Raw genomic sequence first — 17,329 nt, 5'->3', positions numbered from 1 at the left:
CAATTCTCCTTATTTATTTTGATAAGATAACCTTGTCCTGATTTATTGAATAATTAAACGGGTAACTGAATTGAAGGGCTTCTAATACCTTTTCAATAGGTTCGTTCTGAAAAGTTCCGGTAAAGCGATAGCTACCAATTATACTGTCGTTCCATTCGATATGAATATTATACCATCGTTCCAGTTTGCCCCTGATGTCTGACAGAGATTCATTTTCGAAACGAAGGGTATTTACTGTCCAGGATATTTCGCTGATTGCCCCTTCCGGATTTTTGGTAATTGGCATAATATGTTGAATACCCGGTGCTGGTAAGGAATCTGCTACCTGGTTCATAACACGTGTTGATTTGTTTTCAAACACTACTTTTTGAAGAGGAAGCAGGGTAAGATGGCCTCCGTCTGGCTTAAATAATTTAACCTTCCCTCTTATAAGGGAAGTTTCACTAATTGATTCACCGGGGTATGCTTTTACATTAAATAGGGTGCCAAGTACCCTTACTTCATATCCGGGTGTTTGAACAATAAACGGAAGTTCTTCATTATGGCTAACGTCAAACAATGCTTCTCCTTCCAGGTAGAGATCGCGGTTGGTTTTATTAAAATCTTTGGTTAACTGTAATCTGGAGGCAACATTAAGTTCAACAGTTGAACTATCGGGCAGCCTGATTTTTTTACGCTCCCCGGGTGCGGTGGTGTAAACAATAAAATTGGATACACCAGACTCAGTGGATTGCTGCGTAAAGCCGGGTAGTTTTTTTGCCGGCTTAATCCATTCATAGGTATAATAAACCCCTAGCGCTATTAAAAGCAGGGCGGCCATCCGAAGAAGCGGTTTTATAAAAAGGCGCTTACCGGATTCCTGCTGTCCGATAGCAGTTCGTAAACCAAGTACAATGGATTTTGCGGCCAGGATGCCTGTTTTTTCTTCCGGGTATAGTTCAAGATAGGTTTCCCAGAAAAGAATATCTTCCTCATTGGTTTGGAAACAATAGTTACAAAAACTATCGTCTGCAAGAAGTTCTTCTATTGTTCTTTTTGCTGGATTCATGGCGGCAATGCGTATTAATACAGTCGTAGCTGCTGCCTTGATTTACCGGAAAAAAAGAAGGTTTTTTTGAATTATTTTTTGGACAGCCTGGAACGAAGTAGTCTGATGGCTTCGAACAGGCTATTATAAACCGTGCGGTTGGAGATACCAAAGCTGGATGCAATATCATTCGTAGAATATCCTTTATAATATTTGAGGTAAAGGATTTCCTTCAGGCGTTTGGGTAAACCTGCATAAGTAGTGGAAAGATGGGTGAGGAGCCGGGCCTGCTCTTCGGCTTGTTCCATAATAAACTGCGGGCCTGGTTCTGTTTCTTCCTTAGATAGTTGATCCGTAACAATAAATAAGTTGGATTTTTTCTTCCGGTACTGGTCAATCAGCCGCCTTTTAAGTGCCGTCAGCAAAAATGTTTTGGGTTTTTCAATAGAGGAGAGATCGGTCTGCTTTTCCCAAAGTTCCAGGAACAATTGATTGATGAGGTCTTCTGCTTCACAATGCTGTAGTCCCAGGCGCATCGCAAAATGCGAAAGCTGGTCGCGGTATTGTTCATACCAGGTAGAAATTTCTTTTTCAGCATTCTTGGTAGCAGGCATAAGCAGTCATTGGTAGTCGTGGGTCCTGGAATAAACTTAGACTAAATCCAGCAGAGCGAATCGTCTTGTGAAAATTTGCCAAGTTTTGGTGAATTTTGAAAATAGGCAGGGGGCTTGCAGGTTTTTCGGTAAACCTGTCTAAATACTTGGCTGATTGGCTTTTCTTTTATAGATTAAGGAAAATTAATATAATTATACCGAAACTATGGCGAAACAATTGCTTGTTTTTTTGATAAGCGCCACTATAATTTTTCTTCTATTCATTGTTTCCCCATTGATTACTTACAATACAGCTGTTGAAGAGAGCTTTGCCCGTTCGGTATCAATTGTAGATAAGGTGATCAAAAATCCTCCGGGTCAGTCAGATGCTTATTTATTTATTGACGTGAGCCGTTCAAAAAAATTGGTTGAACTGGAAGACGCTACTGGTAACTTATCGATTACCGACCGGATGCGGTTGGCGACTTTTTTTTCTCTCATAACAGCAGATACAGCGATCAGACCCAAAGCTGTGATCTGTGATTTATTATTTGATCTGTCAACAGAAGATGATGATACATTGCAACGGGCGATGGAAAAACTTCGACCCCTTCTAATACCCTTTGGAGAAGATGATAATGGGCCTTTATTACCGGTTTTTAAAAAAATTGAAACGGGCTATGCTGGTTATTTGCAAAGCAGTGGGTGGGAAGCCAGCGAGAAGTTGGTAAAATATCATTTATGGCCTGAACAAAATAAGCCGACGATCCCATTAAAGTTAAAAGCAAATATAGACGGTGAAAATTTTGCCCGTTCGGGCGGTTTTATCTGGAACGGAAAGGGAATTTATTATGCAAATCTTATTCCAAGTTTTACTCTGCGAAAAGAACCTGCTTATGCAGAGGGTGCCAGCTCCTTTTATTACTTGAAAGAATTGACAGATCTATTCCAAACGCAGAACAAAGCATTGCTGGCAAAATTCATCCGAAATCGAATTATTTTCCTGGGAGATTTTGAAAATGATGTGCATGATACCTATGAAGGAAAATATTCGGGCACACATATCCTGGCAAATGTTTTTCAAAGCTTTGATAAGGGCGAAAACCAGATTACCCTGGGATGGTTGCTGTATGTAGCGATTTTTTCGATGCTGGTTGCTTTGTATGTCTATTTTGCAGAAATGCGCGACTTGGAGGAATTGACTGAAGCGAAAAGAAAACCTGGATGGCAAAAAAACGCCTGGCGATTATTTAAACTGCTTTCTATTACTGGTGTTCTTTGGATAGGTTGTTTTTTTTCTTTTTTCAAGTTTTCTGTTTTTCTAAATCCTTTATTGGTTATGATCTGTTTAGGTGTTGTTCTTGCAATGAAAAAAAGAATACAGTTTTTAATAAGATAGATATGATACGCTGGTTTGTTCTTTTACTCTTTGGCTGGCACCAATCGGGTGATTGGTGGTATATTACCAATGTAAAGGGAAAGATTACCCCGTTTAATAGTTCGAAAGAATTAAAAGCCGGTGATAGCATACGGTTGTCTGATAAACTGATTTATTCAACCGCAATGGACAGGCTGGTTGTTTTACATCCTTCAAAGGGACGATTTGTTATTAAGGACAAGATGGCAGCTAGCCGTAATACTCTTTCTTCAAGGGTACTTGTTACGGTTAGTGAAAATTTTATACCTGCCGGAAAGGTAAATCTGACTGCAAGTCGCAGCCCCTCTATTCAGACTAACGATGAGGTATCTGCTTATATCAGGTCTTCTTCTATCCGGGATAGCTTTCGGGTAATACTGGCTGATAGTTTTTTTATTCCTGTTCAGATAAAAGCATTGGCCGATTCTGCTCATTTTTTTTACCTGCAATTCCGGGAAGGAGACTTTATTGAAAATGTAAAAATTTGGAGTAGAGCTACAGCGCAGGAAAAAAATACCTGGCGATTATATATTATGCCCTACGTTTTGCCTAAACAGTTACCAGTAAAATCAACGCAATATATGACAGCAGCGTTGTACTATTTTGATGGTAACAACAATGAATCCAGTTTACTTGGAAATTTGTATTTGCAGGTCGTTTCATCTCCGGGCAGCCGGGATGAGCTGAATGCTGTCCGAACAGTTCTGGAACGAAAATATAAGGGAAATCCAAGGGCCGATTACCTCCTACAACAGGAAATACAACAATATTATCTTCAAGCATATGAATAAAATCGGGAGGCCTATTTTAGTGGGCTTGTTGTTTTTACTAAAGGGCTATTTAGAGCTATATGCACAGGATAAAACGCAAACGGCTCCCCAAATAGCCGTTCAATCGGGATTTTCGCAGGAATCCCTGTCATTTTTCGAGTTTTCGGGCAATAATAAATATCTGTATGGGCGAAATGAAGCAAACGAACATATTATTTGGGATGTTGCTACGATGAAGCAGATAAAGAGAATAACGGCTCCTTTAACTAAATTGCCATCCCTGTTATACCTGCCCCAGGCAAGTTTTAGCAAAGATTCAAAGAAATTATTGATTCCGGATTTTCCTGCCGGCGAGTTCATACTTTACGATTTACAGGCAAATAAGGAAGTTTATGTGTTTGCTCCGCCTGAGCAGGGTTTATATTATACACATGCATTGTTTTCTGAACTGGGCGATAAGATCTTATTGGTTTTACAATCTAATGGTGCCGCCGGAATATACGGTTTCGAGGTACGGAAAAATACAGGCGAACTGGAATCCAGGACGCTAGCCACTATTGAGCATCCGTATGCAAAAATCAGCGAGGGTACAAAACTACTGATTAAAAAATCTATTGAACTAAATGATCAGACAGCTTTATTAACAAAGGTGGCTATTGATGATAACTGTAAACGTATTGCGGTTGTAACTACCGATAAAAGATGTTATAAGTTCCCTCTTGTAAATTCCTTAAATGCTAAACTCACGGTAAATGAAAGTTTTGAAATTCCACGCGTTTCAAGGGTTTCTGAGGTGGGAGCGCTGCGTTTTGTCGGTGAGGACATTGCACTATTATTAAAAGGAGATATAAAATTGAAGGATAAGACCTATTATTTTTCGAAAGACACGCTCTTGTACCTAACAGCGGAGGGCTTTACTAATCCAAGGCGAAAACTGTCAAATACTATTGTTCCGGTTCCAGAAAAAAGATCTAATATATTATCTGTTGAAACAATTACAACGGATACCGACCTAAGTCTTTACTTTGACGATAAAGTGGTTGGTAATGATCACCAGATTGTTGCAAAAGATTTTTTTAGCGACCAGGTTATTTTCTCCTATATGCACGGAGAGCCGACTACTGGAGTAGAAGCAGGTTTATTGAAATCAGGGCAATTCAACGGCGGAAAGTTAGTGGCAATTTCAAGGGATCGCAGCCTGATAGCCGAATGTTCTATAAATATGGTAATTCACAGCCTTAGGACAAATACCATTGCCGGGCAGTTTTCGCCATTGAAAGGAAATCTAAGTTTATTTGACCCCGTATTTATTGATACCTCCCTGATCTATTTCCCTAAGCTTTCACAAAATGGTTTTTTGTTGAATTTAAAAGATGGCAGGGTACAAAGTATCGGACCTGCAGTTACCTGTATGGATACCACTTACCTGGGAAGTTTAAGTTTTGGAAGCCTGCGGCCTATACATGAATTAGGTATGCGAACAACAGCGTTTAATTCTGCCAACAACAGTATTTTTCAATTAGATTACCGGCCCTTGGGACTTTGTGGAACAGCTGACTCCAAGTTGGTTATAGAAAGACCTCTTGACTTTTCTAAACCAGTAAAGCAGACGTCTATAAAACAATACCAGGAAACCTATTTTGTACTACCCATACCAACACAGCAACAATACATCGTTAACAGCTCCCTGTACGACTGGAAAGATAAGGATATGAAACTGTTGGCTGAATTAGCAATCAGGGAAAAAAGAGATAGTTTTTTTGCAATAATGCCCCAGGTTATTGATAACAATGGAACCATTGTGGCCGTATTATGCAGCAGGAAACCCAAGGGTACAGCAGATTTGTATGTAGCTTATTGGGATAAGACTGGCAAGTTGCTGGAAAAAATAAAAATAACCCGTAAGGAATCAAAAATTGAATACCAATCTTTTTTATTTGAAGTAGCTTTTTCGCCAGATAAAAAGCATTTGGTATATGTAACACTTGACGGCGCAATCGGGGTATTTTCATTGGAACAAAGGAAACTTTTATATGAGACAAAATTGTCTGATGGATTTACGGTAAAGGTGAATGGCTTGTTTAAGAGCTGGCTCAATACAACGGTTAACATCAGTGCAACAGCTGCCTGCTTTACCTCAAATGAAAATTTTGTAACAACCGGTGCAGATGCAAGGATAATCGAATGGTCGGTTAAAACATCTGTACCGATTCGACAGGTGAATCAGAACGAACGGTATCTTTTTTACACAGTTAATCTATCGCCCGATAGAAAATACCTCTACGGTGTGGAAGGCGATAAAACAGTAAAGTTTTTAGATTATAAAACTGGAGAGCTCGTCTTTCAATTCCTGTCCACTGACTATTCGTCCTACCTATTGGTCAATAGAGAAGGATATTACATGACTAATAAAAATTCGGTTAACAACCTGGCTTATCTGTATAACGGAAGTACTTATAATTATAGCCAGTTTGATGCTATTCTCAACCGCCCCGATAAAGTATTGACCTCAATCGGATATTTGAATACTGATAGCAGAAATAGTTTGCAGAAGGCGTATGAGATGCGCTTGAAAAGAACCGGTATAAAAACGGTAGAAATTCCCATTCAATCTGCACCTAAAATTTCTATTGGTACAAATGATATTAAAAATCAGGTAGAAAGCGCTTCTGTACAAGTAATTGTTAAGGGACAGGATGTTAAATCACCTATAGAAAGAATTTGGGTACGGGTAAACGGCGTTGCTGTTTTCGGTACAAAGGGACGGCCTGTAAAATCTACGGTTCAACAGCAAGGGTATTTAATGGAAACTACGCTTTCACTTCCATTGATGGTTGGAAAGAATGATATAGAAATATCACTTGGTAATAGCTCCGGTATAGAAAGTACAAGAGAGTATTTATCCATAAACCGCAAAGCGGCTATCCCACAACGAACTGTTTACCTGGTTGCCATCGGCAGTTCTAAGTTTAAAGATGCTGCCAGGAATCTTCAGTTTGCAGATAAAGACAGTAAAGATATACTGGCATACTTTAAACAAAATCCTGCACCTTTCCAGGCTATTGTGCCTATTAATCTGGTGAATGAGCAAGTCACCAGGGAAAAAGTTCTGGCCATAAAGAAGGAGCTCTTGAAAACAAGTGTGGACGATGTAGTCATGATCTATTTTGCAGGACATGGATTGATCAGTCAATCATTAGATTATTATCTTTCTACCTATGATATTGATTTTTCTGCGCCAGAAAAGCGTGGGTTAAGTATGTATGATCTGGAGGGTATACTGGATTCGATACCCGCAAGGAACAGGATCGTTTTTTTGGACGCTTGTCATTCCGGTGATTTTGATAAGGAGGAAAGAAAGCAAGAGGAAAAGCAACGTACAGTTAAAGGCAATGTGGTTTTTGGTACTGTACAGCAACAGAAAACTGCTCCCGGTTTAACTACATTTTCGACGTATGAGTTGATGCGGCAGTATTTTTTGGAGGGGGATAAAGGAATTGGGGCTAATATATTATCTTCTTCTTCCAGCCGTGAATTTTCTTGGGAAGAGGGAACGGTAAAAAACGGCCTTTTTACGCACTGCTTGTTAGAGGGCTTAAAATCTTTTCTGGCAGATGAAAATAAGGATGGCGTTATTGATTTATCGGAGCTGCAAATATATGTTGCCAGGCAGGTTAGTTTATTGTCCGAAGGAAGGCAGCAACCAGTTACACGTGCAGAAAATCAATTTTCCAACCTGGTATTGCGCACCCGCTAAAAAAGCATATTGTTCTAGTATAGCTTCCTGCTTTAACCAGGGATTATCTGAATTGAAGAAAACAATAGTCCTGGTGCTTTATTTTCCCTGCTATGGCCAGTTGAACCGGCTGTTTAAAGAGTGGGCAATTCGTAACAAGCGTATGAAATTCGCCGTTTTCGCCACAGGGGTCAATGCCTCTTGCCTCCAAGTCCTGCACCAGGTGGGTACACAGTTTTTTTCCTAAGAAATCTGGTCCGAGTTCAGATTGGCAGCTGACGATGATCGTTTCAAATCCTGCCTGTAGCATTTCCAGAACCAGTTCTTTTCTGTCTCTTTGCCACAGCGGAAGAAATGCAGTTAAACCGGCTGCCGAACATACTTTTTCTTCCCAATCACGATGTGCCTGTAAATCAATATCACCAAAAACTACCTGCGAATAGGGGCTGGCAGACTGAATAGATTGCAGGGTCTGTATAAACCTGGCTTCATACTCTTCCCAGGAACTTGGAATTGCATACAAAGGAATGGACATGGCAGCTGCCTGTTGTTTTAAAACAGAAAATGGAATGCCATGGCTGCGGCTGATCAGACCCCTTTCATTCATCATATTCAATAAGGCAATGGGCTGGTATCCCTGCAATTTGGCCAGATAAAGTGCATAGGCACTGTCTTTTCCACCGCTCCAGCTGCTCAGACAATTTTTCATCCTCTTATCCATGTTGGGGTAAAGCGGTTGATCCTGGCTTCCATAAAAGATAACTTATCCCGAACAACAGCGATGTGTATACTAGGGTGCCGGCCATAAAATTGAGTGCAAAAGGAAAGCCCTGCCAATAGCACTGTAACAAACCATCTAGGTTGCGGCTAAGGGGCTGCATGGTGCGCAGGTCAGTTCCACCTCCTGCCCAAACGATAAAATCGGCTACCATCCAGAAAAGCAGGGAGGCGCCGATGCCTGCGCTTACAATACGGGTAGCCGACCTCTTTTCCAGGAACTGCTGCCCGATTAGGGTAATTGCTATAAAAATGCAGTACATCCAATACCAGCCCTTATACATGATCCCATACTTACCTTCATAAACCAGGGTATTGATGAGCAGGTCGCCTATTAGTAATATCAGCAGGGGAAACAAATAAGCTTTCCACCAGGGTTTGAAATAACTGCCGGCAAATAATGCCATGGCGCCTACCGGCGTAAAGTTGGCGAGAGAACTTCCGGTTGCCTGAATGGGTATGCGCAATAAAGCGGTAACTGCAATAATAACCAGTAAAAAGCCGAAAGACGGTTGCTTGTTTGGTAAAGACATTATTTCTTTGTTTATGGCTTTTCACCCGAAAGCCGGTGACGAAATATGAACTGGCAGGTCTTCTGACTTATTTCCTTATTCAGCGCCTTCCCATGAACCTTAGCGAAAGCTGCGATGCACAGTGGCTGCGGGACTGAACAATTGGATGGAAATTTACAGCTACGGGGATAGTCCCGGATTTACACCAGGTTCCCTTTTAATCGGCCTGCTGTTGGCAGGCTGAACCAATTTCAGGCCAAATATAGGTGGAAATAAAGGCGCCGCGGTAATTTCTTTGTAATTTTCCGGGAAGAAACAACCTATGTTCCTGCTCCGTATTCATACAGTAAAAGATATTAGCCGGATCAAATGGTTATGGTTGACTGCCGCATTACTTACTTCGTTAACGCTGCTGCAGGATTACCTCTATACCATTCGGCAGGGTAGCTCTTATTACCTGGAGGAATCGTTGTTATTCAGTAGTTTCTGGTTTTTATTTGTTCCCCTTATTGCTATTCAGTGGAATTGCCTGTTGCATCTAAAAAAGCAACGGTTGATAAAGGGGTTAACATGGGTTGTTTTATCTGTACTGGTGCATCTGCTGGTGTTTTCAATGCTGGTCTGGTTAATATCCGGCTTATTTTATACCCATCAATTTGAGATCAGACAAACCATTTGGTTTGCAATAACCGAATACCTCTACGTTTTACTGGTTGTATACAGTATTCCGGTAATCGGGCATGGCTGGAGCAGCCGGAAAAGACAGGTATTGCCCCCGCCAACGGAGAACCCCGCCAGCAGTTATAGTTCTACTCTCCTGGTTACGGAAGGCAGCCGAAAAATTCCGGTACAGGTAAAAGATATATGGTACCTGGAAGCGCAAACACCTTATGTGCAGCTCCACCTGCAGGGTAAAAAATACCTGTACAAGGGTTCCTTAAGCGGATTGTCCGCGCAATTGGATCCGGCCAGTTTTATCCGGGTACATAAGTCGTTTATCGTACAGCTAAAGGCAATTCGCCATTATACCTCGCGCCAGAACGGGGATTATGACCTGGTGCTGTTAAACGATGCGGTGGTTCGGCTCAGCAGAAATTACGGGGCAGCGTTCCGGGCTGCCTTTCAGGATAAAGCAAATTCCACTCAGGTCAGCTGATTTAATTAGGTGAAGGGTTGGTGCAACAGGTAGTTTGCAACAAACTATATACTATGCTTTTTTCAGTGCGATCGAGTTTTGTAGTATCCCTCCTATTGGTACTGCCTTTTTTTACCTTGTTTTCTGCTTCCTGTACCGGGCAGCCTGGTAATCACCATAAAATAGCGCAGGCAACACCGGCGGCGGCGCCTGCCTGTGATGGATGTGAACTATTATTTGCAGGTATGCCGGAACAAATTGATGCAGTTGATACCAGCAAAGGGTGGCAGGGGGCCAGCCAGCAGCTCATACTATCCGGAACCGTATTTGACAGGGAAGGAATTCGTCCTGTACCGGGTGTAATCATTTACTATTGGCAAACAGACGAAACGGGGTATTATGCCGGTGGCGAGGGCATGCATCCGGCTGCCCTGCAGCATGGGCGGCTCCGCGGCTGGGTAAAATCAGATGAAAATGGACAGTACAAGATTTTTACCTGCCGACCGGCGCCTTATCCCGGAGAAAAAATACCGGCACATATTCATTTATTTATTCTGGAGCCGGGTGCTCAGCATCCTTATTACGTAGATGATCTGGTATTTGATGATGATCCGCTCCTGCTACCCTACATCAAAAAATACCCGCCGGAAAACAGGGGAGGAAACGGGGTGCTTAGGGTATTGCTGGATGGCAAAAAGCAGGTGGCTGAACATGATATTATGCTGGGATTACATATACCCGGTTATCCTCAAAAAAGCGCATCGGGGTTAAATTCGGGCCTATCGGTGGGCGAAGATCAGCCTTCTTTTCAGCCGTATCATGCCTATGGGCCAGATAAAGGCACCAGAACCTGCCCCGTTTGTAAATATGTCCGCTACCATGGGTTATTATTGTTTGTTGGAAGCCGACCGGATTGGCCGAAGATTCGTGAATGGCTACTGTTTATGGAGAAGGAATCGGCAAAAAGGCAGCAGTACCTGAAAGCTTATTTTATTTATGCTAACGCAAAAGGCTATTCGAAAAATAAACGAGCGGCAGAGTTGCAGCAACTGGGGCAGGAGCTGGGCTTGCGGTACCTGGCGCTCACCTATGCACCCTCTTTGGACGACCGGGAAACGGAACTTTACCTGAATCAACTGAATGAAAAAGCGGAATCTACCCTCATTATTTACCGGTATCGGAAAATTGTAGCAAAATTTATTAACCTGCAACCAGGTGCTGAAAATTTTGCCCGGGTATCGGCCTGTTTGGACAAAACAAAGGGGGCCTATTTTGCTTTGCCCGCACCGGAGCACGAATAAAATGGCCCCTTCCTTTCAGGTGTAATAATTACCGCATTGGACGCTATGGATGCGTGTTATTCAACTACTGCAGAACCGGCCCTGCTTTTTTGGCAGGCGCTGAGGTGTAAAAGCCGTAAAAGACTTAATTTGGTAGCTCATTTATTTGTGAACCAACAAGATTGATCGAACATGAAAAAATTAGTTCAGAATGTGATTGGATTGGGATGGCTGATGGCAATAAATTTTGCAGCAGCAGCCCAGGATCATGTAACCGTTAAAGCTGCGGCTCCGCAGATTGAGGGGCGCTGGGATTTAACTGTTATGGAAAATGGGGTGCCTAAGCCGTCCTGGCTGGAGATCAATCATTCCGGTCATAAGCGATTAGTGGGTCATTTTGTAGGAATGGGGGGAAGTGCACGTCCTGTTTCGCAGATTTTCTTTACAGACGGGAAACTACAGTTTAGTTTACCGCCGCAATGGGAAGCAGAGGACAATGATCAGAAATTTGAAGCTGTGCTTACAGACGGGAAATTAACGGGAACGATGGTGGAAGCGAATGGCAAGGTATGGCCGTTTACGGGCGTAAAAGCCCCTGCGTTGCGTCCTGCAAAAGCGCCGGTTTGGGGCAAGCCGGTAGCATTATTTAATGGCAAAAATCTCGACGGATGGAAGCCGATGGGGGAACATAATCAATGGGTTGTTGAAAACGGGGTATTAAAAAGTCCGAAGTCGGGTGTTAATCTGGCAACGGTTGACAAGTTTGGTGATTTTAAGTTGCATGTAGAGTTCCGTTGTCCGGCAGGAAGTAATAGTGGTGTGTACTTAAGAGGTCGTTATGAGGTACAGATCGAGGACAGTTATGGGAAAGACCCTGCCAAAGATTTGCTGGGTGCCATTTATGGGTTTATATCTCCCGTAGAGATGGCTGCAAGGCTTGCAGGAGAGTGGCAGAGTTATGATATTACGCTGGTAGGCCGGTATGTAACGGTATTTTTAAATGGCAAGCAGGTGGTATATTACCAGGAAATTCCGGGTATTACCGGGGGAGCGCTGGATAGCCGCGAAGGAGAACCGGGGCCGATTTATTTTCAGGGAGATCATGGTCCAATTGAATTCCGCAATATTACCATTACCCCAGCTCGATGATTAAACGTCAGACAGGTGTTCTAACACCTGTCTGACGTTTAATAACTCATTTCATCCAGTTTTACTTTACCCTTAAAGGTCCAGAAAACAAAGGCCGTATAGGTAGCAACCAATGGCGTGCCGATTAAAGCAATGATCAACAGCGTTTTCATCGTTTTTTGAGAGGAGGCTGCATTTTCTATGGTGATGCTGTTTGCCGGATTATTACTCGCATACAACAAATTGGGAAACACTTCCACCGCCACCGCTATTAGTAAAGAGGCTATTGTAATAGAAGAAAAAACAAATGCCAGCCGGTAATTCCCCCTTTTTAACTGCCGCGGAATACTCGCAATTGCCAATATCATAATTACCGGGAAAATAAAATACTGCGGATTGCTTCGAATCCGATCACTCAGATGAGGTATATACAACAAGGTATATAAGGTGGTGAGCGAAAATGCCACCAGGAAAAATATGGTAAAATTTTTCGCCAGTACAGTTAGTTTCACATATAACCTGTTTTCCGTTTTCATGGCCAGGTAAATAGCCCCGTGCATCATAAATAAAGCAAGGGTGGTACTACCAACCAGGATGGAAAAAAGGTTGAAGAAAGATAACATAGAACCGGTGAATTCCTTCTCTTCATTTAAAGGTATTCCCATGGCCACATTACCCAACATCAGGCCAAGTGAAAAGGTAACCACTACACAGGCAAAACTGTAAACGATATCCCAGGTCAGGCGCCAGATTTTACCCGGCTCTTTACTGCGAAATTCTATAGCTACCGCCCTCCATATCAGCCCAATCAGAAAAATCATCACCGGAAGATAAAATGCTGAAAATACAGCCGCATAGGCTACCGGAAAGCCGGCAAAGAGCGCACCTCCCGCAATAACCAGCCATACTTCATTTCCATCCCAAACCGGTCCGATAGCATTCAACGCAATACGCCGGCTTTCTTCTTTTTTCAGGAACAGATGGAGTGCGCCGGCACCCAGGTCAAAACCATCAAGAATTGCATAACCACTTATTACTCCCCCAAAAACCAGAAACCACCAGGTATTGTAATCTATTCCCAGGAACATGGTATTTATTTTAATTCATAATCGGGTTTTCACGAATGCTGTTGGCTTCCACTTCTTTTTCTTCGAGCGGTGCCTGTACAGCCGGTCCGTGTTTTATTTTTTTATTCAGCAGGTATAAAAACAGCACCAGCAGGGTGGCGTAAACAAGGGTAAAGAGGATCAACGATACCAATACCTGTTCTGCTTTAACGGATTTGGACAACGCATCCGATGTGCGCAATAAATTATACACGACCCAGGGTTGACGGCCCATTTCAGCTGCAAACCAGCCTGCCTGGTTGGCAATTTGCGGTAACAATACCGCCCATACGAAAATACCCAGCAGCCATTTTTTATCGAACAGTTTTCCTTTCCACCATAACCAGGCGGCATAGGATGTCAGTAGAATCAACAGCATACCAATGGCAACCATAATATGATAGAACTGGAATACCGCATTGATCTGGCCAGGCCGGTCCTCCGGCTTAAACGCATTTAACCCGGTTACAGGAGTAGAAAAATCCTGGTGCAGCAGGAAGCTAAGTCCACCTGGAATTTTAATACCTGTAGTGGTTTGCGAGCGGTTATTAACCCAGCCCAGCAGGTACATATCGGCCTTTGCACTGCTATCGTAATGGCCTTCCATAGCAGCCAGTTTTGCCGGCTGGTTTTTGGCAACCCCATCAGCACTTTTATGCCCGGTGAATAATTGTGCAAACGAAAATACCAGCGCTACCGCAAGTGCAATTTTGAAACCCGGTTTGGCAATGGCCAGGTGTTTGTTGTTTTTGATATAATACGCATGTACGCTTAACACCAGAAATGCGCCGGCCAGAAAAGCGCCGATCCAAACATGGCTCAGGCGTTCCATGCTCGATGGATTAAAGACCATTGCCCAGAAATCTGTGATTTCGGCACGGGCATTCATTCCTTCGCCCACAATATGAAAGCCGGCAGGCGTTTGTTGCCAGCTATTAGCGACCACAATCCAAACAGCACTAAACATAGATCCCAGAAACACCATGATGGTGGAGAAAAAATGAACTTTTGAGCTAACGCGATTCCAGCCGAATAACAGGACACCAAGAAAGCCGCTTTCCAATGCGAAGGCAAAAATACCTTCTGCAGCCAGGGCACTTCCGAAAATATCTCCTACATACTTAGAATAGGTTGCCCAGTTGGTACCAAACTCAAATTCCATGATAATACCGGTAGCCACACCCAGTCCGAAGATCAGGGCAAAAATCCGGATCCAAAACCGGGTCATATCCTCATAGATCTTAAGACCGGTTTTGAGGTATAGCCCTTCCATCAGTACCAGGATTAAGCCCAGGCCAATGCTCAATGGGGGATAGATATAATGAAAAGCAATAGTAAAGGCAAATTGGATTCGCGAAAGAATTTCAACATCCATACAAAATAGTATTGGTGGGGAAATGAAATAAAACGGCGGTGGAAACAACAATGGAGTACGCACGGGCATCCGGTGGCAGGATGTCTATAGGAAGCAAGCAGCCTGATTCGTGTAAAGCGATTTCTTTCGGCATGCTACAAGGTTTATAAGACTGTGCAAATATAAGGTGAATTAGCACCCTTTTGGCAGGCTGCTGGGATTTTTTCGATACCTTAGGAATATGAAACGATTTCTATTTCTCAGCCTGGCAGCTGGCTTGGGACTATGTCTTTATTTTCGTTTATACAGTAACGTTAGTAATGCCGAAACTGGTACACCTGCTTTTCAACTAAAAAGCGGAATTAAAACGGGGGCGGAGCGAACAGATGAATATTTCGGGTACCTGAAAGGTAAGCGAATTGGGATCCTGGCGAACCCCACCACTGTTATTGGTAAGAAACACCTGGTCGATAGCCTGTTGAGTGCCGGCCTGAACGTGGTGAAGGTATTCGGGCCCGAACATGGATTCAGGGGCAATGCAAGTAATGGAGCAAAGGTTAAGGACGAAGTAGATAAGGCCACGGGTTTGCCGATTATATCGCTGTACGGAGCAAAACGGAAACCTTCCGCCGCCGACCTTGCCGATGTTGACCTGATGTTATTTGATATACAGGATGTAGGTTGTCGGTTTTATACTTATATCAACGTATTACGGGATGTGATGGAAGCCTGCGCGGAGCACAACAAAGAACTGATGATACTGGACCGGCCCAATCCAAATGGATACCTGGTGGATGGTCCGATTTTGGATATGCGGTTTAAATCAGGTATCGGACAATTTCCGATTCCGATTGCGCATGGGATGACTATTGCGGAGTTTGCACTAATGTTGAATGGAGAAAAATGGCTTGGCAATCTGCCTCCCTGCGAACTGAAGATCATCAAAATGTTGAATTATGCGCATGACCTGCCGTATGTATTACCGGTTTCGCCTTCTCCCAACCTAAATACCCAGCAAAGCATAGACCTTTATCCTTCTATCTGTTTGTTTGAAGGTACTATCATCAGCCAGGGTAGGGGTACTACCACACCATTTACGAAACTGGGGGCGCCTGCACTGAAGGGCAAATACAGTTATTCCTTTACTCCGGTAAGTATACCCGGTATGTCGGAAACCCCGCTTCATATGAACCAGGTATGTTATGGGATTGACCTGATGCAGGTTGATAGTAAACGGTTGCGGAAAGAAGGAAAGCTCAATCTTAGCTGGATGATCGAATTGTACAAAGCCTATCCTTATAAGGACAAATTTTTTGATCGCAGCCAGAGTAACCAGATGGGGGATATCAACAAACTGGCCGGCACCGATCTCTTTCAGCAGCAAATCAAATCCGGTGTATCGGAATCGGAAATCCGCGCAAGCTGGGAACCCGGTTTAACCAATTACAAACAAATGCGCAAAAAATACCTGTTGTATCCTTAGGTGTCAGACAGGTGTTAGAACACATACCCCAGCGGCCGGCAGTGCATACATACACTTCATTCCGCGCCAGTGGGTACTATAAATTGGCGTGGACCGGCAATGATTCCGGGCCAGCACCCGCTAGAACAAACCAGCACCCGCTAGAACTCGCCAGCACCCGCTAGAACAAACCTGAACCCGCTAGAACAAGCCAACAACCATCAGCACCCCAGCAATCACCCACTTCACCAATAACACGAAAATAAGCCCGCCATGAACCCACCAATACCCCTCCGCCAATAAGCCTGCCAATAAGCCCGTACCAACCATCAACTCCACTCACCCTGCCCGGCAGAACGCCGACAAGCCCCCCCGGCAAAATAAGCGTATGCTAATTTTGTGCAATCGTATGCACTAGGCTATATCATAAAAATGAGAGATTTTCAATCGGAAAACATAACTGCTTTGCCATTCACTTCTTTATACAATGAAAAGGAGCTGGTCAGTCAATTGTCGACTGGCAGTGAAGCGGCATTTGAACAACTCTACAAGCATTACTGTCCCGGTTTGGCCATTAAATTATTGCGTATTACAAAATCGGAACAGTATACCAGTGATCTTTTACAAGAAGCTTTTTTGCGAATCTGGAATCGAAGAGCCTCTTTGGATCCCGAAAAATCATTTCTTTCCTATATTAATACAGTGGTGGAACACCTGGCAATTGACTATTTCCGGAAAGCCTCCAGAGATCGCCAGTTGATGACTGCAATAAAAAAAGCTGCCATATCTGCCTACGATTCTATCGAAGAAGCCTTGTACCGTAAAGAAAATGCCCAATTACTCCATTCACTTATAAACAGCCTGCCACCGCAGCGCAGGCAGGTATTTCAACTCGTCAAAATCGAAGGCAGATCCTATGACGAAGTGGGACAATTACTGAATGTATCGCCTTCTACAATTAGCGATCATATAGTAAAAGCCACCAAACAAATCCGCGAATGCCTGCTAAAGCACCCGGACTATGCTGTGGGA

At 43.2% G+C, this 17,329-nt stretch carries 14 protein-coding genes and 1 riboswitch; of the genes, 8 read left to right on the top strand and 6 right to left on the bottom strand.

Annotated elements, in window-relative coordinates; genetic code table 11:
* Window positions 1-13: 13 nt before the first annotated feature.
* Both A1D16_RS12775 and A1D16_RS12770 read right to left on the bottom strand, forming a co-directional pair.
* Window positions 14-1,048 carry a FecR domain-containing protein gene (locus tag A1D16_RS12775; RefSeq protein ID WP_290710046.1) on the bottom strand — a complete coding sequence of 345 codons (1,035 nt, stop codon included), beginning with the start codon at window positions 1,046-1,048 and terminating at the stop codon, window positions 14-16.
* A gap of 71 nt (window positions 1,049-1,119) precedes the next feature.
* Window positions 1,120-1,641, bottom strand: coding sequence for a sigma-70 family RNA polymerase sigma factor (locus tag A1D16_RS12770; protein ID WP_290710044.1), 522 nt, complete (start codon window positions 1,639-1,641; stop codon window positions 1,120-1,122).
* A gap of 205 nt (window positions 1,642-1,846) precedes the next feature.
* Here A1D16_RS12770 and A1D16_RS12765 point away from each other — a divergent pair, with 205 nt between their 5' ends.
* The 3 genes from A1D16_RS12765 to A1D16_RS12755 are packed head-to-tail and all read left to right on the top strand — an operon-like array spanning window position 1,847 to window position 7,564.
* Window positions 1,847-3,019: a hypothetical protein gene (locus A1D16_RS12765; RefSeq protein WP_290710042.1), complete on the top strand. Its 1,173-nt coding sequence runs from the start codon at window positions 1,847-1,849 to the stop codon at window positions 3,017-3,019.
* A gap of 2 nt (window positions 3,020-3,021) precedes the next feature.
* The gene (locus A1D16_RS12760; protein ID WP_290710040.1) at window positions 3,022-3,828 is read left to right on the top strand and encodes a hypothetical protein; all 807 of its coding nucleotides are present in this window, start codon (window positions 3,022-3,024) and stop codon (window positions 3,826-3,828) included.
* Window positions 3,821-7,564, top strand: a complete 3,744-nt coding sequence (locus A1D16_RS12755) for a caspase family protein (RefSeq protein ID WP_290710038.1) — start codon at window positions 3,821-3,823, stop codon at window positions 7,562-7,564. Before A1D16_RS12760 ends, A1D16_RS12755 begins: the two co-directional genes overlap by 8 nt.
* 43 nt (window positions 7,565-7,607) lie before the next feature.
* Here the strand turns inward: A1D16_RS12755 and A1D16_RS12750 are convergent, their stop codons facing one another.
* A complete protein-coding gene (locus A1D16_RS12750; RefSeq protein ID WP_290710036.1) occupies window positions 7,608-8,252 on the bottom strand; it encodes a diphthine--ammonia ligase in 645 nt (214 codons plus the stop codon).
* 4 nt (window positions 8,253-8,256) lie between these two features.
* Window positions 8,257-8,853, bottom strand: coding sequence for a DUF6580 family putative transport protein (locus A1D16_RS12745; RefSeq protein WP_290710034.1), 597 nt, complete (start codon window positions 8,851-8,853; stop codon window positions 8,257-8,259).
* Window positions 8,854-8,887: 34 nt separating this feature from the next.
* Window positions 8,888-9,097, bottom strand: a riboswitch (cobalamin riboswitch).
* Between the two features lie 57 nt (window positions 9,098-9,154).
* Between A1D16_RS12745 and A1D16_RS12740 the strand changes: the two genes are divergently transcribed.
* The 3 genes from A1D16_RS12740 to A1D16_RS12730 all read left to right on the top strand — a co-directional run bounded on the left by A1D16_RS12740 (window position 9,155) and on the right by A1D16_RS12730 (window position 12,396).
* Window positions 9,155-9,988, top strand: coding sequence for a LytTR family DNA-binding domain-containing protein (locus tag A1D16_RS12740; RefSeq protein WP_290710032.1), 834 nt, complete (start codon window positions 9,155-9,157; stop codon window positions 9,986-9,988).
* A gap of 53 nt (window positions 9,989-10,041) precedes the next feature.
* Window positions 10,042-11,268 (top strand): hypothetical protein, encoded by a 1,227-nt coding sequence (locus A1D16_RS12735; protein ID WP_290710030.1) that lies wholly within the window; start codon window positions 10,042-10,044, stop codon window positions 11,266-11,268.
* 171 nt (window positions 11,269-11,439) lie between these two features.
* The gene (locus A1D16_RS12730) at window positions 11,440-12,396 is read left to right on the top strand and encodes a DUF1080 domain-containing protein (RefSeq protein WP_290710029.1); all 957 of its coding nucleotides are present in this window, start codon (window positions 11,440-11,442) and stop codon (window positions 12,394-12,396) included.
* A 38-nt stretch (window positions 12,397-12,434) separates the two neighbouring features.
* On the opposite strand, the gene cydB is transcribed toward A1D16_RS12730, so the two are convergent.
* Both cydB and A1D16_RS12720 read right to left on the bottom strand, forming a co-directional pair.
* Window positions 12,435-13,463 carry a cytochrome d ubiquinol oxidase subunit II gene (gene cydB / locus A1D16_RS12725; protein ID WP_290710027.1) on the bottom strand — a complete coding sequence of 343 codons (1,029 nt, stop codon included), beginning with the start codon at window positions 13,461-13,463 and terminating at the stop codon, window positions 12,435-12,437.
* Window positions 13,464-13,473: 10 nt separating this feature from the next.
* Entirely contained in the window at window positions 13,474-14,856 is a 1,383-nt protein-coding gene (locus tag A1D16_RS12720; protein WP_290710025.1) for a cytochrome ubiquinol oxidase subunit I, read from the bottom strand.
* Window positions 14,857-15,076: 220 nt separating this feature from the next.
* Here A1D16_RS12720 and A1D16_RS12715 point away from each other — a divergent pair, with 220 nt between their 5' ends.
* On the top strand, window positions 15,077-16,318 hold the full coding sequence (locus A1D16_RS12715) for a DUF1343 domain-containing protein (protein WP_290710023.1): 1,242 nt from the start codon (window positions 15,077-15,079) through the stop codon (window positions 16,316-16,318).
* 411 nt (window positions 16,319-16,729) lie between these two features.
* The coding region (locus A1D16_RS12710) for a sigma-70 family RNA polymerase sigma factor (protein WP_290710021.1) at window positions 16,730-17,329 on the top strand (600 nt) is incomplete at its 3' end.

It is taken from the genome of Flavihumibacter sp. CACIAM 22H1 (genome assembly GCF_001601815.1).
Taxonomy (GTDB): Bacteria; Bacteroidota; Bacteroidia; order Chitinophagales; family Chitinophagaceae; genus Flavihumibacter.
Note: the sequence above shows the minus strand (reverse complement) of the source record. Positions and strands in the feature narration are given on the sequence as shown.

Coding starts and splice junctions, on each gene's coding strand:
- A1D16_RS12775 (WP_290710046.1), bottom strand. CDS start 1,048: ATGAATCCAGCAAAAAGAACAATAGAAGAACTTCTTGCAGACGATAGT.
- A1D16_RS12755 (WP_290710038.1), top strand. CDS start 3,821: ATGAATAAAATCGGGAGGCCTATTTTAGTGGGCTTGTTGTTTTTACTA.
- A1D16_RS12715 (WP_290710023.1), top strand. CDS start 15,077: ATGAAACGATTTCTATTTCTCAGCCTGGCAGCTGGCTTGGGACTATGT.
- A1D16_RS12760 (WP_290710040.1), top strand. CDS start 3,022: ATGATACGCTGGTTTGTTCTTTTACTCTTTGGCTGGCACCAATCGGGT.
- A1D16_RS12750 (WP_290710036.1), bottom strand. CDS start 8,252: ATGAAAAATTGTCTGAGCAGCTGGAGCGGTGGAAAAGACAGTGCCTAT.
- A1D16_RS12765 (WP_290710042.1), top strand. CDS start 1,847: ATGGCGAAACAATTGCTTGTTTTTTTGATAAGCGCCACTATAATTTTT.
- A1D16_RS12770 (WP_290710044.1), bottom strand. CDS start 1,641: ATGCCTGCTACCAAGAATGCTGAAAAAGAAATTTCTACCTGGTATGAA.
- A1D16_RS12730 (WP_290710029.1), top strand. CDS start 11,440: ATGAAAAAATTAGTTCAGAATGTGATTGGATTGGGATGGCTGATGGCA.
- cydB (WP_290710027.1), bottom strand. CDS start 13,463: ATGTTCCTGGGAATAGATTACAATACCTGGTGGTTTCTGGTTTTTGGG.
- A1D16_RS12740 (WP_290710032.1), top strand. CDS start 9,155: ATGTTCCTGCTCCGTATTCATACAGTAAAAGATATTAGCCGGATCAAA.
- A1D16_RS12745 (WP_290710034.1), bottom strand. CDS start 8,853: ATGTCTTTACCAAACAAGCAACCGTCTTTCGGCTTTTTACTGGTTATT.
- A1D16_RS12720 (WP_290710025.1), bottom strand. CDS start 14,856: ATGGATGTTGAAATTCTTTCGCGAATCCAATTTGCCTTTACTATTGCT.
- A1D16_RS12735 (WP_290710030.1), top strand. CDS start 10,042: ATGCTTTTTTCAGTGCGATCGAGTTTTGTAGTATCCCTCCTATTGGTA.